The following is a 24,087-nucleotide window of genomic DNA, read 5'->3' as shown; positions in this document are numbered from 1 at the left end:
CTTGCAGGTCAAGATTGCTTCGCAGGAGATTGACCGGAGTTGTCAGTTTTTTCAGCGACCCTCTGGGAGCTTTCCTCGATGAACAGATGGAAGACGGTCATCGTCGCACTGGCGGTCACCCTGCCAAGCGGCGTCCTGCCGGCCGCCGCGCTTCCCGCCGGTGTGCTGCCCACCGGCGCGTTGCCCGCCGCCGCCGCGCGATCCGCGGCCCCCCCGATCGAGAACGGCGAGACCCAGCCGGTCTACTCGCGCGCCGACGCGCTCACCGAGACCGTGTTCGTCGAGGTCGCCGGGGTCGACAGCGACGCCGACGGCCGCCCCGACCGGGTCGCCGTCGACATCATGCGCCCCAAGGAGACCGCGTCGGGACTGAAGGTCCCGGTCGTCATGGAGGCCAGCCCCTACTACGCGGGCGGCAACGACGTGCCCAACCACGTCGTCGACCTCGACGGCTCCGACCCCGCGGGCATGGAGTACCGGCGCAACAAGTTCAACGACCTGCGCGACGAGATGTTCGGCGTCGACGGTTCCGACGTGAACCGCGCGGCGGCGCCGCCCTTCCGCGGCTACTACGACAACTACTTCGTGCCGCGCGGCTACGCGATCGCGCTGGTGGAGAACCTCGGCTCGGGACGGGCGACCGGCTGCCCCACGACCGGCCTGGACAACGAGACCGCGGGCCCCAAGGCCGCGATCGACTGGCTCAACGGCCGGGCCCGGGGATTCGACGCGGCGGGGAACGAGATCAGGGCCGACTGGTCCACCGGGAACGTCGGCATGATCGGCGTCTCCTACAACGGCACGCTGCCCAACGCCGTCGCCGCGACCGGGGTCGAGGGACTCAAGGCGATCGTGCCGATCGCGGCCATCTCCTCCTGGTACGACTACTACCGCGCCAACGGCGGCGTGCTGGCGCCCGGCGGCTACCAGGGTGAGGACGCCGACGTGCTCGCCCGCTACGTCCTGACCCGCGAGAACGCCGAGCAGACCTGCGGCGCGCTGATGGACCGGATCGAGAAGGACCAGGACCGGGTCACCGGCGACTACTCCGACTTCTGGGATCGGCGCAACTACCTCAACGACGTGCGCAAGGTCCGCGCCGCCGTCTTCCTGGTGCACGGCCTCAACGACTGGAACGTCAAGACCAAGCAGGCCGTCCAGTGGTGGGACGCCCTCGCGAAGCGGAACGTGCCCCGCAAGATCTGGCTCCACCAGGGCGCGCACTTCAACCCGTTCTCCTTCGCCGGGCGCAACGCCGAATGGCTGCGCCAGCTCCACCGCTGGTTCGACTTCCACCTGTACGGCCTGCGCAACGGCATCATGGACGAGCCGCAGGCCGACGTGGAGTCGGGCCCGGGACAGTGGGCCCAGCACGCCTCGTGGCCGCTGCCCGGCACCCGTGACGCGCGGCTCCACCTGGCCGCCGGCAAGGACGGCCGCAACGGCACCCTGGGCACCGACCGCCCCCGCGGGCGCCACACCGTCGAGTCCTTCGTCGACCAGAGCGCCCGCACCGCCGAGCAGCTCGCCGAGAACGCCGAGGCCACCGACCCCAACCGCCTCGCCTACCTGTCGGCTCCGCTGGCCCGCGACGCGCGCCTGTCCGGCACCCCCGAGGTCGAGGTGCGCGCCGCGTTCAAGGGCGGGCGCTCGCCGTACCTGACGGCGCTGCTCGTCGACTACGGCACCGACGCCCGCGCGTACGGCGACGTCGTCTACGGCGACAACCAGGTCTGCTACGGCCAGGGCGTGCCCGGCGACACCGGCTGCGCCCGGCTGGCCGAGCACGCCACGGTGACCGCCCCCTACAAGATCATCACAAGGGGCTGGCTCGACGTCCGCAACCGCGACTCCGCCTCCAAGACCGAGCTCCTGCGCGAGGGCCGCTTCTACGACTTCCGCTTCGACCTCCAGCCGAACGACTACGTCGTCAAGGCCGGCCACCGGATCGGCGTCGTGCTCGTCTCCACCGACCGCGACTTCACCCTGCGCCTGCCCCCGGGCACCGGCGTCTCGGTCGACCCGGGATCCAGCTCGGTCACCCTCCCGGTCGTCGGCGGGCGCTTCGCCCTTCGCTGACCCCCGCCCCCGGTCCCGTCCGGGAAGCGGATCCCTCCCGAAGGCGCGAGCCGCTCAGGACGGCGAGCCCTTCGGGAAGGCACGGACCCCCGGCCCCCGGCACCCGGCACCCTCCCGGGCCGGGGGTCCGTGTCGTGGCGCGCGAGGCCCCGCCGGATCAGTGGTGTTCGAACACGCAGTGGGCCGCCACGGTCTCGCTCGAACCGTCCGCCCGCACGCCGGTGATGCGCTCGGCCAGCTTCAGCGCGCCCGGCAGGTCCCCCTCGGCCTCCTCGCCCACCAGGCCGAGCTCGGTCCGCTCGGCGAGGTAGGTGCCGGAGGCGTCGTCGCCGGGGAACAGCCAGTCGAAGTCGAGGACCTCCCGCCCGTCGGCGTAGTGGACGAAGCTCGCGACCATGTTGACGTTGCGGAAGACGCTCGCCGTCACCGTCCCCGAGGAGAGCTTGACCAGGACCTCCGGCAGCGTCCCCGCGAAGCCGTTCCACTCGCTGAGGATCGTCCCGCCCCCGGCGGGGCGGGCGGAGACGAGACCCTCCTCGTGGTCTCCCTCGTCGTCGTCGCCGTCGAGCACCTCGACACCGAGACGGCCGAGAGCCTCGCGCGGGGTGAGATCGCGGACGAAGGTCACGCAGAACGCGTCGTCGTCGATCCAGTCGTAGTCGCTCACGGGGGGTTCCGATTCTCTTCGGCTGACAGATCGGGAAGATCATGGCACCGGGGACCGACAGAATCCGTCACCCCGCCCCCATCGTGATCTCGCGAAGGGACGATCCCCGCAGATCATGGGTACCGGTAAGAACGCTGTCATGAGCCCCAAACGGCGTTGATCTTGTTGTGACCTGCGTAGGTGACGCTGACCGGGCATGACACGCCCCCGCTTCATATCGACGAACTCGTCGAGCTCCCCGCGCCCGCGGGGATGGTCCCCCGCCCATCATGGCTGTGAACTGCGCGCTCTTGTGCTCCCCGCGCCCGCGGGGATGCTTCCTGTGGAGGTAGACCAGATGGTCGCCGAGGGTGGTGCCGATTCGGCAGCGTGATCATCGGTTCACCGCGGCGGCTCGCATCGTCTCGGTGAATCAGTAGCCGAGAGCGTGGCCGACCAGTTCGGCGACTTCGGTGGGTGAGGCGCGGAAGTAGCGGGCGGTGGTCTCGATGGAGGTATGGCCGAGGAGGGCTTGGATCTGTGCGTGGTCGGCGCCTGCTTCGCGGAGCCGGGTGGCGTAGGTGTGGCGGAGCCGGTGCGGCCGCAGGCCCGGCAGGCCGGCGTCCTTGTCGACCGCGCGCACCACGTCGGTGACGCCGTCGACCGACAGCCGTCCGCGCTGGCCGGCCCACAACCCATCGCCGACCACGTCCGCCATGGCAGGCCGCGCGGCCGGCAACTCGGCGCGCACCTGCAGCCAGGCGGTCAGCCGTTCGCGAGCCGGGACCGGCAGCGGGACGGTCCGCACCTCATCTCCCTTGCCGTGCAGGCGGGCGGTGCCGCTGCGCGCGGTGATCGGCACATCGCCGGCGCGCAGGCGCTGGCATTCCTCGGCGCGGTCTCCGGCACCGAGGAGCAGGGCGATGAGCGCGGCGTCACGGGGCCCTCGCCGGTCGGCGGCGCGGCGCACCGCGTTCTCCTGCGCCCGCGACAACGCCTCCGGAGCCCCAGGCTTGGGCACCCGAGCGCGCTTGACCCGCCAGCCGCAAGCTGGGTCCGTGTTCATACAGCAGCGTCACCGCGGCCAGCGCCTGGTTCACCGTCGCCGACGACGCGCCCGCGGCGAGCAGGTGCCGGCGCCAGGCGGTGACCGCGGCCTCGGCGCCGACCAGGTCGACGAACGCGTCCGCGTGCTCGGCCGCTCGTTCGAGTAGCCTCCATCAATCCCGGCGCGGTTCAAGGCGTGACTTCTCGTTCTGATGCGTCCGGGGCCCGGCGTTTCGAGGCTGATGTGGCAGTCGAACGGACGTCCTGCTGAGGGCGCCGGGTGGTCTGCCTTTGGGGGCTGATCGTTCTGTGTGCCTGGTAACGGGGCCTTGGGATGCGGCGCGGCGGTGGTCTGAGGGCTTTCAGTCCAGCAGGGCGCGCAGCGCCAGGTCCCCGATCTGCCGCAGCTCGTCGTGGCTGCGGCCGGCTGCCGCCTGGACGGCGATGCCGTCGGAGATGGTGTGGACGAGTGCGGCCAGGGCGGCCGGTTCGTAGTGGGAGGGCAGATCGGTGGCCTGCTCCAGCCGCCTGCGCAGCGCTGCCTCACCGGCCTTGCGCACCGCGATGGCGTCCTGGCGTACGGTGTGCGCGTCGGGCCCGCGGGCGTGCACGCTGTTGACGCACAGGCAGCCGTGGGGCGTGTTCTGGCCCGCGGTCAGGTCCACGGCTCCGTGGATCAGCTGCTCGATGACCTCGCGGCCGGTGGGCGCGTCCAGCGCGTCGGCAGTGTAGGCCCCGGGGCCGTCGAGGTAGCGGGCCAGGACCTTGGCGAACAGTTCTTCCTTGTTGCCGAAGGCGGCATAGAGGCTCGGCTTGTTGATGCCCATCGCGGTGGTCAGGTCGGTCAGTGAGGTGCCCTCGTAGCCGTGCCGCCAGAACACCTCCAGGGCGCGGTCGAGCGCGGTGTCTGCGTCGAACGAGCGTGGGCGTCCGCCGGGCATGCCGTCCTCCGTGCTGTCTCCCCGAGTTTTATACCTATCGGTACGTTATCTCTTGCGCCAGAACACCGCACCGCTCTAGTTTTATACCGCAAGGTACATAACTAAGGAGTGACGCATGATCCGAGTCGGAGTCGTCGGGGCCAGCGGTTGGGCGGACGGCTCGCACCTCCCCGCACTGGCCGCGCTTGAGGAGTTTGAGGTGACCGCGGTCGCGACCACCAATCAGGCCAGCGCGGACCGGGCGGCCGCCGCCCATGGCGTGCGGCACGCCTTCGCCGACGCAGGCGAGCTCGCGGCGCATCCCGAGGTCGACCTGGTCGTCGTCTCGGTGAAGGCCTCCGGGCATGCCGCTGTGATCAGGGCCGCGCTCAAGGCCGGCAAGCACGTCGTGTCCGAGTGGCCGCTGGGCGTCGATGTCGACGAAGCGAGCGAGCTGACCGAGGCCGCCACCGCCGCAGGCGTCGTCCACGCGGTCGTCCTTCAGGGGCACCACTCGCCGAGCGCCCGCTTCGCCGCCGACCTGCTGGCCGAAGGCCGGATCGGCACGCTCGAATCGGTGGCGCTGGTGGCGGAGGGCGCGCCCTGGGGCGGCAGTCAAATCTGGCCGAACCTGGTGTTCGGCCTCGACCCCTCAGAGGGAACCAACATCCTGACCATCATGGCCGGCCACTTCCTGGCCGCGCTCGAACGGGTCGCGGGCCCCTTGTGCGAGGTCTCTGCACGACTGCCCCGCACGCACGACCGCGTGCTGGTCGCCGGGACGGAGCGGGCTGTGCCCAACGCCACACCTAGCCACGTGCTGCTACACGGGCTGCTGACGAGCGGCGCCACCGCGTCCGTCGCCGTGCACGGCGGCAACGGACCCATCCAGGACGCGTTCCTGCTCAAGCTCGTCGGCAGCGACGGAACATTGACCGCCAGCCCGGCCCAGCGCGGGACGTTCATCCACTGGGGCGACTGGGACATCAGGATCGGAGGCGACGTCCTGACCGTGCCCGACACCTATCGCACTGTCCCCGCCGGCGTCCGGTCCGGCCCGCCGGCCAACATCGCGGCCCTCTACCAGGAGGTCGCCCGGGCCATCGCCGAAGACCGGCAGCCACACCCGAGTTTCGAGAGCGCCCTGCGCCACCACCGGCTCCTTGCCGCCATCGAACGGTCGGCGGTTGATGGAATCGCCCAGGAAATCTCGTAACCCACCAAGACCAGGCGTCCAAGGCACAGCCCACGGTCACCGTGACCACCGCGCGGACGGTTTTCAAGACTCGCGCGCCGCGACCTCGGCGCGGTCGGCGCGGTCGGCCGTCACACTCGGGGTCCCGGTAGTAATCGCGGAAAATCCAACGGATATGAGTCTGACCTGCACGGATGGGGCTTGGCCCGCCGTCCCGTGATCGTTTTTCTCAAGGAGTCTCCGCAGATCAACAGCAACATCGTTGGATTCGCGGCCGTTACTACCGAGACCCCAAGTAGGGGAACGGTCAGCCGCCGCCGCTGCACCGCCGTTACATCGCCGCCGACGTCCGCCTCACGCTCCCTCATGTCGTACCGCTCCGAAACTTTCACGCCCGGACGGCCACGATGGCGCTCGCGCACGGGCCGTCCTTGACGGGTGTGCGTTCCCCTCCCATCGTGGGAGCGCTCCCAGTCGATGGAAGGGGTACGACGTGCGTATCAGAGCACTGTTGATTAGCGTGGGCCTGCTGGCCGCCGCCACCGTTCAGGTCAGTGGCGGCGCCGCCCAGGCCGCGGCCGGTCCGGTGCTCAGCGTGGACGCGTCCGCCTCGCGTCACGCGATCAGCCCGTACGTGTACGGCATGAACTTCGCCGACGCGGCGCTGGCGCGGGATCTGCGGCTGCCGGTGCACCGGTGGGGCGGCAACGCCACCACCCGCTACGACTTCCGCAACGACACCAGCAACCGGGCCGCCGACTGGTACTTCGAGAACATCCCCAACGACAACACCGACCCCTCCACGCTGCCCGACGGGTCCGACAGCGACGAGTTCGTCGACCAGAACGTGGCCACCGGCGCCGACACGATCCTGACGCTGCCGCTGATCGGCTGGGCGCCCAAGGCGCGCGCCAAGGCGTGCGGGTTCAGCGTCGCCAAGTACGGGCCGCAGCAGTCGACCGACCCGTGGCAGCCCGACTGCGGCAACGGCAAGAAACCCGACGGCACCAACATCACCGGCAACGACCCGCACGACACCAGCGTCGAGATCACCCCCGCCTACGTCACCGACTGGATCACCCACCTGAAGTCCCGCTACGGCGCCGCGAACAGCGGCGGGGTGAGGTTCTACAACCTGGACAACGAGCCGGACCTGTGGTTCTCCACCCACCGCGACGTACGGCCGGAGGGGCTGGGCTACGACGAACTCCGCGATCGCACCTACGCCTACGGCGCGGCCGTCAAGGCCGCCGACCCCGGCGCCAAGACGCTCGGCCCGGTCGGCTGGGGCCTGAACTCCCTCATCTACTCCGGCCTGGACCAGGACGTGTGCGGGCGCACCGGCTGCTGGTCCAACCCGCCCGACAAGGCCGCGCACGGCGGCCAGGACCTGGGCGCCTGGTACCTGGATCAGATGAAGGCCTACGAGAGCGCGCACGGCACCCGCATCCTGGACTACTTCGACAACCACATCTACCCCCAGCAGAGCGGCGTCCTCGGCGACAACGTCGACGCCGCCACGCAGGCGCTGCGGCTGCGCAGCACCCGCCAGCTGTGGGATCCCACGTACGTGGACGAGAGCTGGATCAACACCCCGGTGCAGTTCATCCCCCGGATGAAGAACCTGGTCGCCCAGCACTACCCGGGCACCAAGGTGGCCATCACCGAGTACAACTGGGGCGCCTTCGGGCACATCAACGGCGCGCTGGCCCAGGCCGACGTGCTGGGCATCTTCGGCCGTGAGGGCCTGGACCTGGCCACGCTGTGGACGGCGCCGACGACCGCGCAGCCGGTCGCCTACGCGTTCCGCATGTTCCGCAACTACGACGGCGCCGGCGGCGCGTTCGGCGAGACGTCGGTCAAGGCCACCAGCGCCGACCAGGACAAACTCGCCGTGTACGCAGCCGAACGGGCCGCCGACCAGGCGCTGACCCTCGTCGTGGTGAACAAGAGCGGCGGCGAGCTGACCAGCGATGTGGCCCTGACCGGCCGGGCCGGCACCGCCCAGGTGTACCGCTACGGTGACGCCGACCTGACGACGATCCAGCACGGGGCGAACCTGACGGTGTCGGCGTCCGGCTTCACCGGCACGTTCCCGGCCAACTCGATCACCACGATCGTCGTCCCCAAGGGAACCACGACGTCCCCCTCGCCCTCGCCCTCGCCTTCGCCGAGCCCGTCCCCGAGCCCCTCCCCGAGCCCCAGCCCCAGCCCGTCCCCGAGTGCCTCGTGCACGGTCGCCTACACGATCGTCAACCAGTGGCAGGGCGGCTTCCAGGCCGGCGTGAAGATCGTCAACACCGGGGCGAGCGCCGTCAACGGCTGGCACCTGGACTGGACCTACGCCAACGGCCAGAAAGTCACCCAGTCCTGGAACGGCAGCTACAACCAGAGCGGCGCGAACGTGAGCGTCGTCAACGTGAACTGGAACGCGTCCCTGCCGGCCAAGGGCGGCAGCGCCGAGTTTGGCTTCCTCGCCTCCCGGACCGGGACGGCCAACGACGTGCCCGCCCAGTTCAAGCTCAACGGCGCGACCTGCGTGAAGGTATGAGAAACGGGACCGGCCCGCGCTCGGGTGAGCGCGGGCCGGTCCAGGTCTGGCGAGGTCAGGCCTTGAGGTTTCGGGAGGCACTCACGCGCGCATGCCTGAGGGCCCGCGCCGTCCTTGCGGCCGCCGACGATCTCGTGCGGCCGCAAGGACGGCGACCGCGATTCGTCGCCCACCGCGGCGGGCGCCGGCGAGCGACGAAACCCATGCCGGTCGCGTCACGGTGACCGCCCGTCGACCCGGCGCCCCGGGCAAGACCTCGCCCCTCCGGAAAACCACCGAAGGACTGACCACGACGGCGCGGTTCCTCGGTGACCCGTGCTGCGGCGCCGGCGGGTTCCGGTTTCGTCGTGGCCCCTTTCTCACGTATTCAGTTCCCACCCCCCGGGACGTCCTCGCGGACGTCCCGGGGGGTGGGAAGACGTCCCGGCCGGGCGGGAGTGGAGCGAGACCGATGTGTGCCTGGCGCGCGTCGACGGCCGCTGGCACCTGTACGGGCCCGACGGCGACCTGCACGTCCCGGAGTTCGGCCTGTTCGGCGACGGCATCGCGGCCCGCGACCAGGCCGGGGCACAGGAAGCGGCGGCCGCCGTCGTCACCGCCCTGACCGGGCGAGCGGTGACCGGCTGGGACCGCGACGCCTGGAGCCGCTCCATCTACGGCGAGTCGACCTGGTACGTCTGCCTGGCCGACTGAGCGGCGCCTGGCACGCCGGGGATAACGCGCCTCATCCCAAGTTCACGTCCCGGGTTTCCTCGTCGGGTGCGACTTGGCAGCGGCGGGGTGAGATCAATGTTCCAACCTCTGCTCAGGCTCATGGTGGTGCGTAAAGATGAGGCCCTCGCGTCGACTATGGCCAGGAGGTCTGATCGAATCATGGGCAAGATGATCAGAAGCACGTTGTGGTCGCGAGTGAGCCTGATTCTCGCGGTGATGTGCGCGGTGATTGCGGTGTACCTACTGGTCCTGATGTATCAGAACTGGGGCGGCGGTGCGCTGGTCCTCTCCCTGCTGCTCCTCAAGGCCGTGGTGGGGAGCCTTGCCCTTCTCCATGTTCGAGACCGTCTTCACGAGCTGAAAACCAAGGAGGCAGCGGAGGAGGGCCCGACCTCGTAAAGGTGGATGAGGGCGTGTGATTCGTCGCCCACCGCGGCGGGCGCCGGCGAGCGACGAAACCCCGCACCGGGTACGTCGCGGCCGCCGCCCGTCATGGCGCGTACGGGAAAGTTGAAACGACCCTGCACACCCTGCACGCGCACCCGGGCAGGGCCCCGACCCTCCGCAAAGTCACCGAAAAGCTGACCACAACGGCCAGGCCCCGGGAGCGGGACACCGCGTCGACGTCAGTGAGTTTCACCAGTTTCGCCAGGACTCTACGCGCGGGCGCGATCGGCCTGACGACGTCTTCCGTCTCGCCCCGGCCTGGGAGTGTGGTCGACGCTTGCCGACCGGACAGGCCAAGGGGGCGTGGCCGGGAAAGGTGAGGAAGCGGTGCCACCCTCTCCTGTTGCGTGCGGACTGGCCTTCGGGGAGGGTCGGTGCGGATTTTGGCGGTAGGAATGCAAGGAGGGGCCTTCCAGCAGCTCAGAGCATCCCGTGTCGCCCGTCATATCCCGGCGGAACCCGATCGATGGTGGGTCTAGTTTCCGAAGCACCGCAGGTAGTGAGCTCTACCGCTAATTTCCGTACCGATCCTCCCCGAAGGCCTCCTTTGGGGATTCGCCCTATCGGTTCCGAAGTCGTCTGCACGGATGCGCGAAGTGGTCTGCACGCTGCGGGCGTGCAGACCTCCGGTGAGCGCAGTCGTGCGAACCTCATGTTCGCGTGCGTCAGCGTCGCGTCGGTGAGATCCGCGCGGGTGGGCGTCGTCCAGCTCAGCCCCGCACCCGTGAGCCGCGCCTTCCAGGGGGCATCTCGCTGATCAAGCCAGGCGTTGAGCGGGTCGTAGCTGTGGGTCGTGCATCGCGAACGGCTGTGCCGGCGCCCGCGGATTCTGTAGGCAGCGGTCTGACACGCACGCAGTTCGTGAGCGATGAGGTCCGGGATCGGGTATCAGTGCTTGTGTTCCAGCGCCGCCAGCCGTTCGGCTACTTTGTCGCCGATGGTGACGAGCATCGCCATCTCTGTCGCAGTGAGATGATCGATGAGCACGTCGCGGACGTCGGCCACGTGCTGCGGAGCCGCGACCTTGATCAGGTCGCTGCCCCGGGGAGTGATGGCGACTACCGCCCCCCGTTGGTCGGCGAGGCACCGCTCGCGGGACACCAGGCCGCGATTTTGCATCCGGCCCAGGTGCTGCGACAGGCGGCTCTTTTCCCAGTGCAACAACTGGCCGAGTTCGAACGACCTCAGCCGGCCTTCGGGTGCTTCGGAGAGATGGGCCAGGACCTGGTAGTCGGCGCCGGACAGCCCGCACCGGTTGCGCAGCTGCCGCTCGATGAACTCCGACAGGCCGTCATGCATCTTCATCAAGCTGCGCCAGGCCTGCTGTTCTCGCTCGTCCAACCACCGCGGCTCGGTCACGCACGTCACTTTACCGTCTGGTTGACATGTTAACCAAGTGCCGCGTACGTTCTGGTTCACACGTTAACCAAATGGGTGCGTCGATGACACAGCCGTTGACAACGGCGGGTGGGCTTGTCGTCCTATCCAGCTCCAGGAAGCAGGCACCCCATGAGCAGTATCAGCATCATCGGCCTGGAGGGTATGGGCCGCGCCATTGGCGCCCGCGCGGTCGAGGGCGGCCACGCCGTCGAGGTCGTCGGTCGCGACGCGGCCAAGGCCAAGGACCTGGCCGCCGCGCTCGGCGGCGGCGCCACGGCCGGGACATTCGGCACCTCCCCAGCCGGCGACCTCGTCATCCTCGCCGTGCCGAACGCCAGCGCCGTGCCGGTCGTCGCCCAGTACGGGGACGCGCTAGCAGGCAAGGTCATCATCGACATCACCAACCCCATGAAAGCCGACGCCCGGGCTGACCACCCCTGACGGCACTTCCGCCGCGCAGGAGATCGCCAAGGCCGCCCCGGCGAGCGCGCACGTCGTGAAGGCGTTCAACACCGTCTTCGGCCACGTCCTGACCCCGGGGCGCCCATTGGACGTGCTCTTCGCCGGCGACGACGCGCGGGCCAAGGCAAGCGTGTCGGCGTTCATCGAGAGCCTCGGGTTGCGCCCCCTGGATGCCGGAGGCCTGGAGATGGCGCACTCGCTGGAAGGGACGGGCCTACTGATGATCAACCTGGCCCGCCACGGCGTGGGGGACTTCGACTTCGCCCTCGGCGTCAGCAACCTCAGCTGAGCACACCCGCACCACCAATTCTCGCGCCACCTCACTCATAAGGAACGGCAGAATGCGCGTTTTCGTCACTGGCGGGACCGGCCATTCCGGTTCGTACATCATCCCCGAGCTCATCGCCGCCGGGCACGAGGTCACCGGCCTGGCCCGGTCGGACACGGCTGCGGCGGCGCTGTCCGCGCTCGGCGCGAAGGTGCGTCGCGGCGACCTCGGGGATCTCGACGGGCTCAAGGAGGCGGCTGCGGACTCCGACGGCGTCATCCACGTCGCGCACCGGCAAGACCTGCTTTTCTCCGGCGGGGTCCACGCCGTGGCTGCCGCCGAGTTCCCGATCGTGCTCGCCTACGGCGAGGCACTGGCGGGAACCGGAAAGCCGCTGGTCGCGGCGGGGAGCATCGGCTCGCCCGGGCAGGGATTCCTGGGCCGGACGGCCACCGAGGAGGACCCGGCCCTTCCCGGTGGCGATGAGCACAAGGGCACCCTGCGGGCTCGTAACGTCGTGGAAACCGCCGTAGTCGGCCTCGCCGAGCAGGGCGTGCGGTCTTCGGTCGTGCGGATCGCCAACATCGCGCACAGCACGACCGATCGTGCCGGCTTCCTCCCGACGCTGATCGCGCTCGCGAAGGAGAAGGGCTTCATCGGCTACCCCGCAGACGGCGCGAACCTGTGGAACGCCGTGCACATCCGCGATGTCGCCTCCTTGTTCCGCCTGGCGCTGGAGAAGGGCCCGGCCGGCAAATACTGGCACGCGGTCGACGACGGGGGCATCCCGTTCCGGGAGATCGCCGAGGCCATCGGCAGCCGTCTGGGCCTGCCCGCCGTGAGCGTTCCCGTGGACGAACTGGTGCTGCCGGGATACTTCGGGTTCCTCGCGAACATCGTCACGCAGAGCTACCCGGCGTCCAACCTCGTCACCCGCCGAACCCTCGGCTGGGAACCCGCTCAGCCCGGCCTGCTCGCCGATCTGGACAACGGCCACTACTTCCCCGCCAGCTGATGGCAAGGACCCGAGCGGAGGGCCGTCACGCGGCGTGCAGACGCACGATCCGGTTCCGATGTTCCTCACGCCCCGAGTACGCCAGAAGGACACCGCGGGGCTGGGTGATGTACCGGATAAGGGATCGTTATCGCGTACATCGTCGACGTCATGATGCCGTTGACCAGTGGCGGCGTGAAGACGGCAGCCACGCGGCTCGGGCACGTTATCCGTTACATGCTCAGACAGGCCCGGCCGGACATGGTGGCGATGGCCTGCGGGGATGGGATGGCGCGGTGTGTTTCTGGCGTACTCCGGCCGCCCCTCATCCTCGCCGGGGCGCGGCCCTCCAGGAGCGGCTCCAGCAGGGCGCGGACCTGGGACAGGACCGGGGTGAGGTCGGTCTTCCTGCCCTTGCGCCGGAACAGGATGACGGTGTGTCCGGCGCCGGCGGCCACCGAGCCGACCGTAGGGGAGACCAGCTCGCCGGACCCGGACGGCGCACACGCTGAGCAGCGCCACGGCCGCGGAAGGGCCGGGCCGGGACTATTCCGCGGCGAGAAGGTCGTCCAGCTTGCGTCGCATCTGCGGTGAGGCCTCGCGGCTGTAGGCGACCCCCCGGGGACGAAGGTGTGCTCGCCGGGATGGCCGTGGAACAACAGGCACCCCTCGGGGTCGTCGATGGAGCCGTCATCGGCCAGACAGAGCCGCAGCTCGACCAGCTCCCGGACGCGGCCGGCCCAGCGCAGCCAGACGTTGCGGTTACCGAAGGACTGCGCCAGTGACACGTGCGATCCCGGGTGATCGGGCTGCAGCTCGCACTGGTAGACGGCGCCGCGGTCGTGTGCCGCCGTCTCGTCGGCCGACAGGCGGGCCCACTCGGCTGGTCCCGGCTCCCAGGACGGCCGACGACTCTCTCAGGAGTTCGGTGTAACTTTCATCAGCAGGAAGGTCGGGAGCCAGGACGGTGACCGCGAGGTGTGCGCCTACCGCCGGTACTTCCTTTATCCATCCCTGGCCCCGCCGGGGCCGCCGGGAGTCACCTACATCGAAGTCAGCCAGCTCGACCTTCCGCAACGAGGACCTCACCCACGCCCTGCGCCTCAGCCAGGCCGGCGTCCCGGTTGAATCCCACCTCCACCCCGACGTCCCGCACGAATTCGAAAACATGGCCTTCACCTTCAAGGTCACCCGGCACATCATCGCCGACCGCGTCCGCGCCCTCGCCTCCTTGCGACCACGCCGCCCATGGCGCACCTCTCATGATCAACTGAAAGTGGCGTCCTTATGGGGGTGCCGGTAAGGATCGCGCCACCAGCCCCAAACGAACAGAAACCTGCAGGTCAACGACTCTTATCGGGGAAAGGCAGCCGGTTCGATGGAGTGATGCGTCGCCAGATGCATGTCTTCTGATCTGGGAGAACGTTCTCGTTTGGGGCTGGTGGCGCGATTCTTACCGGCACCCCTAGTAACGGCCGCGAATCCAACGATGTTGCTGTTGATCTGCGGAGACTCCTTGAGAAAAACGATCACGGGACGGCGGGCCAAGCCCCATCCGTGCAGGTCAGACTCATATCCGTTGGATTTTCCGCGATCACTACCGAGACCCCCCGAAGGCGGCCTGGCACGACCTGCCGTCGTGGTTCGTGGTGGCCAAGCGGGACAACGCCATCCCTGCCGAAGCCCAGCGGTTCGCGGCCAAGCGGATGAAGGCCCGCGTGACCGAACTGGACGCCTCCCACGCCGCGGCCGTCTCACGGCCGGGCGAGGTCTTCACGGTGATCACCAAGGCGGCCGCTGCCGTTCGGTAAGCAGCTGTTCAGGCGGGTGCGTGCCGCGGAGCCGGCCCACTGTGGCCGCTGCTCCGCGGCATCAGCCGTGGTAACGCTCGAGTGCCCGGCTCACCCCGTCATGATCCTGATCCCGCGGATCCGGGCAGGAACGCGGTGGCTGCGCTGGACAGCAGCGGCCCGACAATCACCAGGCCCGTTTGCAGGTCGGTCATGAGATTGTGGTCGACCTCCAGGACCTGCTCCAGCTTCGCGCGTTCGTCGGCCCGACTGATCACCATCGCGGCGTCATCGGCGCCGCCAAGGGGCACCAGTTCGTCGCACAGACGGCTGGCGGCCTCGCGCAGCGCGGCCCGGGCCGGACCATACGTCAGGGCGACCAGCAGCGATCCAGCGCCGCCGAAAATCAGGACGACCCCTCGCGACGACAACGGGGCGGGAGAGGCGCCGAGCGCGAGCGTCGCCAGTGCCACGAGCAAGCCGACAGCGCCAAGCAGCCGCCGCAGCAGCCGCCGGAGGGCGATCAGTGCAGCCACCCGGGCGCCTGCTCCGCCATCCAGCACCCCGGCCGACCGGCGGATGCCCGACATCGTCGCCGTGACAGGAAGGGCGCCCACGCACGCGATCGCCGAGAGCCCCCAGCCCCGCCAGCCCGCGCGCGTGCTCGGAGACAGGAGCAGGGCAAGCACGACCAGCAGGAGGGCCAGCAGGAACAGGGCGCCGAGCGGGCGGACCACCTCCCGGACGCGTACGGAGCAAACGGCTGTCAGCTCTCTCCAACGCTGGACACCATGGGCGAACACAGCGCCGGAGGCGGCGCTGAGCGCCAAGGCGAGGCCCGCCCACACCTCCCACCCCGGAGCCGCCTTGTGAGCGGACGTGAGCACGATCACCAAGCCGAGTGCGAGCGCCGTCACGACGGCGACCGGTCGAAGCACGGGTTCCACCACCCCCGCCACGGGTCAGAGCCGGACGGTGATCGTGTCAGATGCCCCGGCCAGTGTCCATAGTGATGAGCAGGCGCGCCTGCCCCGCCGCGGCTGGCCTGTGGGACAGCACCGAGGACGGCTTCCTTGGGCGCCGTCTCACCCGGTCTCTCCGACCTCTGGTGCCCGGTGTGGCGCGACCCAGATGAGCGTGGCGCCGACCAGCGCGGGCAGGGCGAACAGGTAGAAGTTCACCTGCGAGGGAAGGCCCGCGCTGAGGGTGGCGCCGTCGAGGACCGGCCCGCCGATCGCGCCCACGCGATGGACCTGCCCACCGAAGACGACCGGCGCCGCGAACGTGCCCGCGTCGTCGACATCGCTCAAACGCTGCTGTCGGGCGGGCTGACGATCCGCCAGGCCGCCGAGAGTTTGAACGTGGAGACCTCCACGTTGAAGGCGTGGCTGAAGGAAGCCGGCATCCAGATCAGCCTGGCCGTGCCGGTGACGGCGGGCTCGTCGGGGTCGTCGGGCGGGGTGGGGTCGGGAGAGCGTCATCCGGTGAGCGTGTTGAACGAGCTGGCCCAGCAGGGCCGCATCGAGACGGTCACCTGGACGGTGGAATCGACCGGGCCATCGCACGCCCCGGCCTTCACCGCGGCCGCCGCCACCCGCCTGCTCGCCACGAACACGCCTGTGCGCGGTGAGGGGAGCGGGGCCAGCAAGGCGGCCGCGCGGTCGGCGGCCGCCGCCGCGTTGCTGGCCCGCCTTGATGCGGAGTGAGGATGCCGGCGGCGAACGCGGGCGGCTGGTGGTCAGAAGTCGTCGTCGAGCTGGCGGCGTAGCTGCTCGCGTACGTCGTCGGTGATGCCGGTCAGCCATTCCCAGCGGGTGACCCGGCGGACCTTTCCCCGGGCCAGGTCGTGGGCGAGCACGATGCGTGAGGCCAGCCCCATCTCGTGTTCAGCGACGACGTAGAGGTTGATCGCCTCCCACGCCACGTCGCTCCAGGAGGCGTTCTCGGCGATGTCGACGGCCGCGCGAAATGGTGGTGGCCACCAGGTACAGCACGAGCACGGCCGACACGAAGGTCAGCCAGATCGCGCCCGCCGCGACGGCGCCGGCCACGGCCACCCCCGCGCCCGCGGCGCACGCGACGGCGAGCATGGCCCACGGCCGACGCCGCCGGACGGCGATCGGAAAGCTCAGGACCGCCGCCACCGGCCAGGCCGACCACGCCGACCACGGCAGCGACGGTCCCGGCGGATCGACGATGGCGTATCTGATGAGCAGCGCCACGGCGACCGCCACCGCCGCGTCGGTGACGTCCCTTCCACCGCGCCGCCAGCCGGCCCATTCCATGATGGGACGGTATCGCCTCACCGGATCACGCGGCATCTGCCCACGGTCGGACATCCGCGTTCGTCCAGGGTCACACCGTCGGCCCGCACGGGCCGCACCGGGGTGCCACCCACCAGGTCGGGCCCCCGCGGCGAGGCGCGTGCCGCGTCTTCCGTGGACCGGCCGGCGGCGCCGCCGGCCGGTGCCGCGCCGACTCCTCGCCGACCTCCTCACCGGCGGAGACCCGGCCCCGGGGCCACGGCCCCGCCCGGGTGCCCGGACCTCCGCCGGTGAGGCGCCTCCCCCGTTCGTCCTCACGCGCCGAACCGGCCGGCCGGAGTCAGCTGCGCAGGCTCCAGCGCTGGTTGTTGCCGCCGTTGCAGGACCAGAGGATGAGCTTCGTGCCGTTGGCGGTGCCGGCGGCGTTGGCGTCCAGGCACTTGCCGGACTGCACGCCGGTGATGGTGCCGTTGGCGTTGACGTTCCACTGCTGGTTGGTGCCGCCGTTGCAGTCCCAGATGATCACCTGGGTGCCGTTGGCGGTGCCCTGGCCGAAGGCGTCCAGGCACTTGTTGCCGTACACCTGCAGCTGCTTGCCCGAGGTCTGCGTCCAGCGCTGGTTGGTGCCGCTGCCGCAGTCCCACAGCTGCGCCTGGGCCCCGTTGACGGTGCTGTTTCCGGTGACGTCGAGGCAGCGGTTGGACTGGGCGCCGACGATCTGGGAGCCCTGCGGCGGGTTGGTCCCCCCGGACGGGGCGTAGCCGGCGGCGGCGATGTTGGCCTGTACCGCGTTCTCGGTGGCCTCCGTCGGATACCCCGAGGTCAGCACGCCCTCGAAGAAGGTGCCGCGGCCCGAGACGCTGTTGTCGCCGCCGATGCCCAGCAGGATGGCGCCCTCCTTCTTCATCGGGTGGTAGCCGTTGGGGCGCCGCCCGTCGTAGTAGGTGGTCAGGCCGCCGGACTGGGCGTTGCCGCCGCGGATGGCCCAGTGGTTGGGCTCGCCCTTGACGATGGCGGTGACGAAGCGGTGGTTGATGGGCGCGATGTTGTTGTAGCCGGCGTTCACCCCCGAGAACAGGCCCCACTCCAGGTCGGCCATGATCCAGGGACCGGCCCCGGCGCCATAACCCCACTGCTTGTTGGCGCCGAAGTAGACGGTCTCCATGATGGCGCGCTCGTCGGCCTGGCCGTCGGTCTGGGCGTTGCCGTAGTCAAAACAGCACCACTGGTTGTAGTGCGTGCCGTCGACGACGGCGTAGATGCCCTCGGGCTGGTCGCCGGTCGCCACACCGTTGGTGTTGTTGTTGCGGTAACCGGTGCCGGGCTCGATGCGCACCCCGTAGGCCTTCTGGCCGCCGATGGTGATCGGGGCGGCCTTGGCGTCGGCGAGGTTGTCCCAGCCGCCGGGCCCGGGGCCGGGCCAGAAACCGGGCGGGGCCTGGGTGAGGCGGTTGTTGCGGCCGGACTGGTCGTACAAGATGGTGATCAAACAGCTGGTGTTGGCGCAGAAGGTGTCTTGGGTGGCGGCGTCGACGACGCCGCCGGCGCTGAGCACGCCGATGTCGCGGGTGGTGTTGTCGGAGGTGCGGCGCACCTGGTACAGCGGGCCGTTGTAGGCGCCGTACAGGGCGCGGGTGGTGCTGTGGGCGGCCACGCACGGCGTGCCGCCCGCGGCGTAGATGTCACACGGGCCGGTGGCGGCGGCCCGGGCGGCGCCGCCGGCGCCGACCAGGCAGGCGGCGGCGGCCACCACGCTCACACCGGCCGCCAACGCCCGTCTCAGGCTCCCGAAAAGCATCATGTCTTCTTCTTCCGGTCAGGAAATCACGATCGGACGACGCGGGCGCGGCAGGCCTGGCCAGAGGGGATGTTAGCGCTAACATCACTTCTCGCCCGATGCCGGTTCGCGGCTGACAGTATGGCTGGAGTCAATTCAACGAGAGTCCCGGCGTCAAGAGCGTGGATCCGATCCCCCGGACATCCGGGCGCCGTCGGCGCACCACCTGGGCTCTTGCCGGGACGCGTCCGCACCGCCGCGACGAGACGCCGTGAAACTTTCATCCTAGGCGTCCGCCGGGCGGTGAGCCGCGAGCGGAATACCCCGGTCGCGCACGGGCTCATCCGCGTCGCCGGCGGGCGGCGCGGCGAGGCTGCCAGCGGACCGGAGGGTAGTGCCAGTGCCCCCTCCGTCTCTCCGGCGAGTACGAGCTGGTGATCTAGACATAGGAGGCGTCCACGGACGACCGCAGCCGCCGTGCAGACGCGCGAGATCGTCCGTGGACGTGGACGATCTCGCAGCGGCAAGGGGATGGAGCGCGGTGTGTTTCCGGCGTACTCCGGCCGCCCCCGAATTAGACTGTCATGCTCGGAGATCTTGACCGAACTCTCCGCGTTTTCGGACCTCATCAACCGAACCGACGCGTGTTCTCGATGAAGGTCCTTCAGTCTGGCTGAACTCACGGCAGACGTGCCGTTAAGAAACGCGTCACCAGGCCCAAACGGGCGAGAAGACGCAGGTCTGCGGCTTGCATCTGAGAGTCACGGCGGTCTCTGTGAGTCGATGCCCTTACGGAAGACGCCTTGCTTGACCAGCGGAGATGTTGCCATTTGTGGCTGGTGACGCGTTTCTTAACGGCACCCCAAATTGCCGAATTGTTTTTATAGGGGTCAAGAGGCGGCGGCCCCTGCGGCCAGCCGGTCCGGGCTGCGCCCCTTCGGGTCGGTCCCGGCCGGCGCCGCCGGGCGCGCTCCCGCCGACCGGATCAGGCCGCCGCCCCACGCCCTGGAGCACGTTGCCGAAAGACTTCACAGGCTCTAGCACCCGGCCGGTCTCTAGCACCCGGCCCTGCTAGACCTAGTACTCCCGCTAGCGCCCCATCACGTGCTGACCTCCCTGAACGACGATGCACGACGTGATCGCGGCACTCGATTCTGACGCGCCCACCGCGGTGATCGGACGGGCGCGTGCCGCGACGGGTGAAACTTTCAGCGGCGACCTCATACTTCGCCGCCCGCCTGGTCGCAGTGTCGACACGGCGCGGCGTAGCCGTCTACCGTCTGCACACCGCATTGATCGGTGTGGGACGAGCCGACCGGCCGCCGCCCCCACCTCCCGGCCGTCAGGGAGCCACCATGCAACGGCGACTTGTCCGCACCGTCCTTGTGGCGCTCGCCGCCTTGGCCGGGCTCGTGGTCTCCACGCCCGCGCTGTCCGCGACGGCCCCCGTAAGGATCATGCCGCTCGGCGACACCACCCCACCGACGGTCCCGACCGGGCTGAGGACCACGGTCAGCTGCTCTCCCTACACGGTGACGCTGAGCTGGACCGCCTCCACCGACAACGTGGGCGTCGCCGGCTACGACGTCTACCGCGCGACCAACGGCGGCGCGTTCACCTCGGCCGGCACGACCACGACCACCTCCTTCACCCAGCCCATCACCGGGCTGTTGCAGTTCAAGGTGCGAGCACGCGACACGGCCGGCAACACCTCCGCCTTCACCGAGCCGGTCAGCATCGTGCCGCCGCCGTGCCCGACCCTGCCGCCGGACACGCAGGCGCCCACCACACCGGGTACGCCGACGGCGAGCGCCACCTGCGGCTCGGTGACGCTGAGCTGGACCGCGTCGACGGACAACGTGGGCGTCACCGGCTACGAGATCTGGCGCGCGTCCGGCACCACCGGCGGCACGTTCGTCTCCGTGGGCGCCTCGACGACCACGTCCTTCACGCAGTCCGGTGTGGGGATCTTCCGCTACCAGGTCCGGGCCCGTGACGCGGCCGGGAACACCTCTGCCTTCACCTCGCCGGTCACCGCCGCCGCCCCGGCCTGCCCGGAACCCCCACCGACCTGCACGGCGGTGTACAACCAGATCGGCAGCTGGTCCGGCGGATCTCAGGGAAAGGTGACCGTGACCAACACCGGCACCACCGGAACCACCGGGTGGACGGTGACACTCACCTTCCCCGACGGTCAGCGGATCACGCAGATCTGGGGCGCCCGCACCGACAGCACCGCCGGGCCGTACACGATCACCAACGAGAGCTACAACGGATCGCTGGCCCCCAGCGGGTCCACCACGTTCGGCTTCCTGGCCACCTCGAGCGGCACCGCCACCCCGCCCACCGCCACCTGCACCCCCACCCCGTCGAGCTGACCCGTCCTCCGTACGAGCCCCGGGGTCTGCCCAGAGCTGGATCTCCCGGCCTACCAATTGGTAACGGCAAGAATCTACGTTCTGTTCTATGAACTCAGCCCGGCTGAGCTGGGCGAACGTGCTCGTTTGGGCCTGGTGACACGATTCTTACCGACACGTCTGCCGTGAGTTCAGCCAGACTGAAGGACCTTCATGGGTCTGTCAATCAAACGGCTCTGTCCCGTAATCGGTGGTAGCGCTGGGTAATGGTCACGGGAGGAGGATGCGGTGGCGAAGGAGGTCGAATCCGGCGCGGCCGTGCATCTGTCTCATGATCCTTTTCGTGCGGGTGTTGACGCCCTCGGTCCGGCCGTTGTGGTGGGGCAGGGTGAGAGCGGCATCGACGGCTGCGCGGTCGAGCTCCATTCCGTTGGCGAAACCGTGCAGGTGAGGTAGGTCGGCAGCGCGTGCGGCGCTGATCCACGCGGTGAGCTGGGTGTCGTTTCCGACGGCAGGGGTGAGCAGTTCAGCGAAGGCGTGGACGAGGCGGGCGAGTGCGGCCAGCTCGGGGCATGCGGCGGTGAGATCCCGCAGCAGGTCAGCGTCCTTGTCGCATAGCCGGTTGGGGTCTGTGAGCAAGAGCCGGGTCAGATGGCGGGCCGTGATGACGGGCCGGTCGCCGTCGGCTCGGCCCTGGGTGAGGTAGCGGTAGAGGAGGTTGAGGTTGCCGGTGTAGCCGAGTTCCCTGATCTCATGAAACAGCCGCATCACCGGGACGGCCGGATCCTCAGCGCGGCGGGCGCGCAGGTGGTCGCGGTAGGGGTTGACGAGGGTCTGTCGGTAGCGCGGAGCACGGCGGGCCCTTTCGGGCTCGCTCCTGCGGGCGTAGCGTTTGACGGTGTTCAGGGACACGTCGAGTCGGCGGGCGCATTCCAGCAGGCCAACCCCATTGCCGAGGAGGTCGTGAACCTGATGCCGGCGCTCGCGGGTGGTTCGCTCGCGGACGCCCCCGGGACGGGGCGGGTCGACCGCCGCCCAGCAGGAGGTATGGGAGCAGACCTCGGCCAGGGTCGTGTCGCACACGTTGCGCCACAGGTGCCACCTGTCGCTGACCTGCACCGCGTCGGGCAGTGCCCGGCGGACGGCCTCACCATAGGCGAGGGAACCGTCCCGGCAGACGATCTCCACGCCGGGATGAGCACGCAGCCACACCTCCAGCGCCTCGGCGCCGCGACCGGGCAACACGTCGATCCGCGTCCCGGTCTCGGCGTCGATGAGGATCGTGGCGTACCGGTGGCGGCGTCTCAACGCGAAGTCATCGACGCCCAGCACCCGCGGCACTCCAACCGCGGGCAGCGGCAGCCGCCTGAGCAGCCGCAACGCGGTCGACCGCGCTACCTGCACGCCCAGGGCCCGGGACAACCCGACACTCGCCCTGCCCGCGAGCTCTCTGACCACCGCGCCCAACTGGTCGGCGAGTCGGTTCGTCCGGCGCTGGTAGCGCTCCAGCAGCCCGGGCACCTGCTCCCGGAACGTCCGCCGCGAGCAACTCCACACCGGGCAGGCCATCCGCCGCATCCGCACCGACACCACCACCCGCCGGCCGTCCACGGGAAGGTCTGTGACCATCCGGCCGCAAAACCCATGCACCCGGCCGGTCGGCGTCGCGCGCACCGGACACAGCACGGGATCGTCCCGAGTCCGCGCCACCACCCGAATCAGATCGCCCTCGTCCACCACACCCTCGATGACCAGGGCAGACAACCCCGAAAACACCACACCCGCAAGAGCGTCGATCTCCAGCACACTCCAGCCTGGCACCGGTGACGCACGACTACCACCGATTACGAGACAGAGCCGATTACGGGACAGAGCCGTTTTTTCTACAGTCCCCGCCGTAGGCGGACTGCCTTGACCCTGTAGAGATAGTTGTCGCGGTTCAAGATCGGAAACCGTTGGCCATCTCCCCACGGCCAGAGACCTCTAGCTTGCAGATCTGTTTTTCCCCAGGTCGGGACTAGAGACTCGCTCCTGCCATGCAGTCCTGGCGATCCTCGCGCCAATCACCGATCTCGAAAGAATGGTTGCCTGAACCGATGTTCTCCGGATACACGTTGGCGCCGTAGTAGGAGACCGTGAAGTGGCTGCGGCCGGAGACGTACGCGAACGGCAGGTCCGGTCCGTCGTCGCCGGGGTGGAAACCGTGCCCGGTGAGGCTCGGCACAGTTCGGGGAGACGGCGAGGCGCTCGGCAACACGCCGGTACCCTGTCCCCGCGCCTCGGTGTCGGATGTCCTGGTCTCCGTTGAGGACGCGGGTCACCCAATCCGGCCAGGCCTTCTCTTTCGGATCGCCCTCACGGGCGTGCGGTAGGTTGCCAGCCATGGCTGAACTCGGTCCCGTCGCCTGGCCGCCTGCCCCCATAAGGACTGAACGGCTCGTGCTCCGTGAGCCCGAGGCCCGGGACCGTGCGGCGCTCATCGAGCTGTTCACCTCGCCCGAGGTGGGCACCTACGTCGGTGGCCCTCGGCCGCGTGATGAGCTCGAACGTGCGTTGCCTGCCGTGCCCAGGCGGCGCCCTGGCCTTTTCGTGGTCGATCTCGACGGGGAGATGATCGGCATCGTCGAGATCGTCCGGCGCGACGCCGAGCGTCCGGGTCACGTCCGTCCGGATGGCGGTGAGGCCGAACTCGGCTACATGTTCCTGCCGGAGGCGTGGGGATACGGGTACGCCGCCGAGGCGTGCGCGGCGGCACTCGACTGGGTCACCGGCGCGCTTCCCGGCGAGCCGGTGGTGCTCAGCACCCAGACCGCCAACGATCGATCGATGCGCCTCGCGGCGAAGCTGGGGTTCACCGAGGTGGAGCGGTTCGAGGAGTACGGCGCCGAGCAGTGGTTCGGTGTGTGGTCCTCGGTCACGCCGTCAGGTTGAGCGCCGTCCGGTTGAGCTCGGACGAGGCGGCCACCCGCCTGCTCCGGGAAAACCGGGGCGCCCGCCCGCCCCAACTGGTATCCGCGTGACGGCGCCGCCGGCAGCGAGAACGGGTTCGTCCGCACCGGCGGCAGCCCGGAGCTCTACGGGGCGGAGGTGTCGGCCGCAGGGCCGGCGGGGACCGCCGTCGCCTTCCAACTCGGTACCTTCCACCGGGGCACGGCGCTGACCGCCGCGCGAGGCGCCCGTTACAGCATGCGTCTGA

General features: G+C 69.6%; 26 protein-coding genes. 13 read left to right on the top strand and 13 right to left on the bottom strand.

Translation table 11 applies throughout. The annotated features are described in order from the left end of the window. Window positions 1-78 precede the first annotated feature (78 nt). Window positions 79-2,079: a Xaa-Pro dipeptidyl-peptidase gene (locus AB0G15_RS22915; protein ID WP_362843057.1), complete on the top strand. Its 2,001-nt coding sequence runs from the start codon at window positions 79-81 to the stop codon at window positions 2,077-2,079. Window positions 2,080-2,236: 157 nt separating this feature from the next. Here AB0G15_RS22915 and AB0G15_RS22910 read toward each other — a convergent pair whose 3' ends face one another. Both AB0G15_RS22910 and AB0G15_RS22905 read right to left on the bottom strand, forming a co-directional pair. After that, entirely contained in the window at window positions 2,237-2,746 is a 510-nt protein-coding gene (locus AB0G15_RS22910; protein WP_362843055.1) for a DUF6461 domain-containing protein, read from the bottom strand. 412 nt (window positions 2,747-3,158) lie between these two features. Further along, complete coding sequence (locus AB0G15_RS22905) at window positions 3,159-3,746, bottom strand: tyrosine-type recombinase/integrase (protein ID WP_362843052.1); 588 nt, start codon at window positions 3,744-3,746, stop codon at window positions 3,159-3,161. Window positions 3,747-3,783: 37 nt separating this feature from the next. On the opposite strand from AB0G15_RS22905, the gene AB0G15_RS22900 reads away from it, so the two are divergent. Further along, complete coding sequence (locus AB0G15_RS22900) at window positions 3,784-3,939, top strand: hypothetical protein (protein ID WP_362843049.1); 156 nt, start codon at window positions 3,784-3,786, stop codon at window positions 3,937-3,939. 195 nt (window positions 3,940-4,134) lie between these two features. Here the strand turns inward: AB0G15_RS22900 and AB0G15_RS22895 are convergent, their stop codons facing one another. Continuing rightward, a complete protein-coding gene (locus AB0G15_RS22895) occupies window positions 4,135-4,713 on the bottom strand; it encodes a TetR/AcrR family transcriptional regulator (protein ID WP_362843046.1) in 579 nt (192 codons plus the stop codon). Window positions 4,714-4,828: 115 nt separating this feature from the next. Between AB0G15_RS22895 and AB0G15_RS22890 the strand changes: the two genes are divergently transcribed. The 4 genes from AB0G15_RS22890 to AB0G15_RS22875 all read left to right on the top strand — a co-directional run bounded on the left by AB0G15_RS22890 (window position 4,829) and on the right by AB0G15_RS22875 (window position 9,551). Next, window positions 4,829-5,908: a Gfo/Idh/MocA family oxidoreductase gene (locus tag AB0G15_RS22890; protein WP_362843044.1), complete on the top strand. Its 1,080-nt coding sequence runs from the start codon at window positions 4,829-4,831 to the stop codon at window positions 5,906-5,908. A 472-nt stretch (window positions 5,909-6,380) separates the two neighbouring features. Next, on the top strand, window positions 6,381-8,438 hold the full coding sequence (locus AB0G15_RS22885; protein ID WP_362843041.1) for a glycoside hydrolase family 44 protein: 2,058 nt from the start codon (window positions 6,381-6,383) through the stop codon (window positions 8,436-8,438). A gap of 453 nt (window positions 8,439-8,891) precedes the next feature. After that, window positions 8,892-9,131 carry a hypothetical protein gene (locus AB0G15_RS22880; RefSeq protein WP_344748988.1) on the top strand — a complete coding sequence of 80 codons (240 nt, stop codon included), beginning with the start codon at window positions 8,892-8,894 and terminating at the stop codon, window positions 9,129-9,131. 180 nt (window positions 9,132-9,311) lie between these two features. Continuing rightward, window positions 9,312-9,551 (top strand): hypothetical protein, encoded by a 240-nt coding sequence (locus AB0G15_RS22875; protein WP_362843037.1) that lies wholly within the window; start codon window positions 9,312-9,314, stop codon window positions 9,549-9,551. 468 nt (window positions 9,552-10,019) lie between these two features. On the opposite strand, the gene AB0G15_RS22870 is transcribed toward AB0G15_RS22875, so the two are convergent. After that, the gene (locus AB0G15_RS22870) at window positions 10,020-10,427 is read right to left on the bottom strand and encodes a pentapeptide repeat-containing protein (RefSeq protein ID WP_362843175.1); all 408 of its coding nucleotides are present in this window, start codon (window positions 10,425-10,427) and stop codon (window positions 10,020-10,022) included. Window positions 10,428-10,487: 60 nt separating this feature from the next. Beyond that, window positions 10,488-10,958 (bottom strand): MarR family winged helix-turn-helix transcriptional regulator, encoded by a 471-nt coding sequence (locus AB0G15_RS22865; protein WP_362843034.1) that lies wholly within the window; start codon window positions 10,956-10,958, stop codon window positions 10,488-10,490. Between the two features lie 150 nt (window positions 10,959-11,108). Between AB0G15_RS22865 and AB0G15_RS22860 the strand changes: the two genes are divergently transcribed. Genes AB0G15_RS22860 through AB0G15_RS22850 form a run of 3 tightly spaced genes read left to right on the top strand, consistent with a single transcriptional unit; the run spans window position 11,109 to window position 12,724 of the window. Continuing rightward, window positions 11,109-11,420 carry an NAD(P)-binding domain-containing protein gene (locus tag AB0G15_RS22860; protein ID WP_362843031.1) on the top strand — a complete coding sequence of 104 codons (312 nt, stop codon included), beginning with the start codon at window positions 11,109-11,111 and terminating at the stop codon, window positions 11,418-11,420. Window positions 11,421-11,475: 55 nt separating this feature from the next. Further along, window positions 11,476-11,730 (top strand): hypothetical protein, encoded by a 255-nt coding sequence (locus tag AB0G15_RS22855; protein WP_362843028.1) that lies wholly within the window; start codon window positions 11,476-11,478, stop codon window positions 11,728-11,730. Between the two features lie 52 nt (window positions 11,731-11,782). Next, a complete protein-coding gene (locus AB0G15_RS22850) occupies window positions 11,783-12,724 on the top strand; it encodes an SDR family oxidoreductase (RefSeq protein ID WP_362843025.1) in 942 nt (313 codons plus the stop codon). 212 nt (window positions 12,725-12,936) lie between these two features. Here AB0G15_RS22850 and AB0G15_RS22845 read toward each other — a convergent pair whose 3' ends face one another. After that, window positions 12,937-13,491 carry a hypothetical protein gene (locus AB0G15_RS22845; protein WP_362843022.1) on the bottom strand — a complete coding sequence of 185 codons (555 nt, stop codon included), beginning with the start codon at window positions 13,489-13,491 and terminating at the stop codon, window positions 12,937-12,939. Window positions 13,492-14,256: 765 nt separating this feature from the next. On the opposite strand from AB0G15_RS22845, the gene AB0G15_RS22840 reads away from it, so the two are divergent. Next, entirely contained in the window at window positions 14,257-14,514 is a 258-nt protein-coding gene (locus AB0G15_RS22840; protein WP_362843172.1) for an alpha/beta fold hydrolase, read from the top strand. A gap of 98 nt (window positions 14,515-14,612) precedes the next feature. Here the strand turns inward: AB0G15_RS22840 and AB0G15_RS22835 are convergent, their stop codons facing one another. Both AB0G15_RS22835 and AB0G15_RS22830 read right to left on the bottom strand, forming a co-directional pair. Next, on the bottom strand, window positions 14,613-15,431 hold the full coding sequence (locus AB0G15_RS22835) for a hypothetical protein (protein ID WP_362843019.1): 819 nt from the start codon (window positions 15,429-15,431) through the stop codon (window positions 14,613-14,615). Between the two features lie 147 nt (window positions 15,432-15,578). Further along, window positions 15,579-15,737: a hypothetical protein gene (locus tag AB0G15_RS22830; protein WP_362843016.1), complete on the bottom strand. Its 159-nt coding sequence runs from the start codon at window positions 15,735-15,737 to the stop codon at window positions 15,579-15,581. Window positions 15,738-15,740: 3 nt separating this feature from the next. Here AB0G15_RS22830 and AB0G15_RS22825 point away from each other — a divergent pair, with 3 nt between their 5' ends. Beyond that, window positions 15,741-16,199, top strand: a complete 459-nt coding sequence (locus tag AB0G15_RS22825; RefSeq protein ID WP_362843014.1) for a putative dsRNA-binding protein — start codon at window positions 15,741-15,743, stop codon at window positions 16,197-16,199. 32 nt (window positions 16,200-16,231) lie between these two features. On the opposite strand, the gene AB0G15_RS22820 is transcribed toward AB0G15_RS22825, so the two are convergent. From AB0G15_RS22820 to AB0G15_RS22810, 3 genes are all read right to left on the bottom strand, one after another. Next, window positions 16,232-16,417 carry a hypothetical protein gene (locus AB0G15_RS22820; RefSeq protein ID WP_362843011.1) on the bottom strand — a complete coding sequence of 62 codons (186 nt, stop codon included), beginning with the start codon at window positions 16,415-16,417 and terminating at the stop codon, window positions 16,232-16,234. Then, window positions 16,380-16,778: a hypothetical protein gene (locus tag AB0G15_RS22815; protein ID WP_362843008.1), complete on the bottom strand. Its 399-nt coding sequence runs from the start codon at window positions 16,776-16,778 to the stop codon at window positions 16,380-16,382. The genes AB0G15_RS22820 and AB0G15_RS22815 overlap by 38 nt, the downstream gene beginning before the upstream one ends. 319 nt (window positions 16,779-17,097) lie before the next feature. Further along, the gene (locus AB0G15_RS22810) at window positions 17,098-18,558 is read right to left on the bottom strand and encodes an arabinofuranosidase catalytic domain-containing protein (protein ID WP_362843005.1); all 1,461 of its coding nucleotides are present in this window, start codon (window positions 18,556-18,558) and stop codon (window positions 17,098-17,100) included. A gap of 1,331 nt (window positions 18,559-19,889) precedes the next feature. On the opposite strand from AB0G15_RS22810, the gene AB0G15_RS22805 reads away from it, so the two are divergent. Further along, window positions 19,890-20,912, top strand: a complete 1,023-nt coding sequence (locus AB0G15_RS22805; protein WP_362843002.1) for a cellulose binding domain-containing protein — start codon at window positions 19,890-19,892, stop codon at window positions 20,910-20,912. 249 nt (window positions 20,913-21,161) lie between these two features. Here AB0G15_RS22805 and AB0G15_RS22800 read toward each other — a convergent pair whose 3' ends face one another. Both AB0G15_RS22800 and AB0G15_RS22795 read right to left on the bottom strand, forming a co-directional pair. Further along, window positions 21,162-22,667, bottom strand: a complete 1,506-nt coding sequence (locus AB0G15_RS22800; RefSeq protein ID WP_362843169.1) for an ISL3 family transposase — start codon at window positions 22,665-22,667, stop codon at window positions 21,162-21,164. Between the two features lie 241 nt (window positions 22,668-22,908). Continuing rightward, window positions 22,909-23,115, bottom strand: a complete 207-nt coding sequence (locus AB0G15_RS22795; protein ID WP_362842999.1) for a hypothetical protein — start codon at window positions 23,113-23,115, stop codon at window positions 22,909-22,911. 215 nt (window positions 23,116-23,330) lie between these two features. On the opposite strand from AB0G15_RS22795, the gene AB0G15_RS22790 reads away from it, so the two are divergent. Then, window positions 23,331-23,822: a GNAT family N-acetyltransferase gene (locus AB0G15_RS22790; RefSeq protein WP_362842996.1), complete on the top strand. Its 492-nt coding sequence runs from the start codon at window positions 23,331-23,333 to the stop codon at window positions 23,820-23,822. Window positions 23,823-24,087: the final 265 nt, after the last annotated feature.

Origin of the sequence: Streptosporangium sp. NPDC023825 (assembly GCF_040639575.1) — a bacterium.
Lineage (GTDB): Bacteria > Actinomycetota > Actinomycetes > Streptosporangiales > Streptosporangiaceae > Streptosporangium.
The sequence above is the reverse complement of the archived record's forward strand: the minus strand, read 5'-3'. Positions and strand labels throughout refer to the sequence as shown.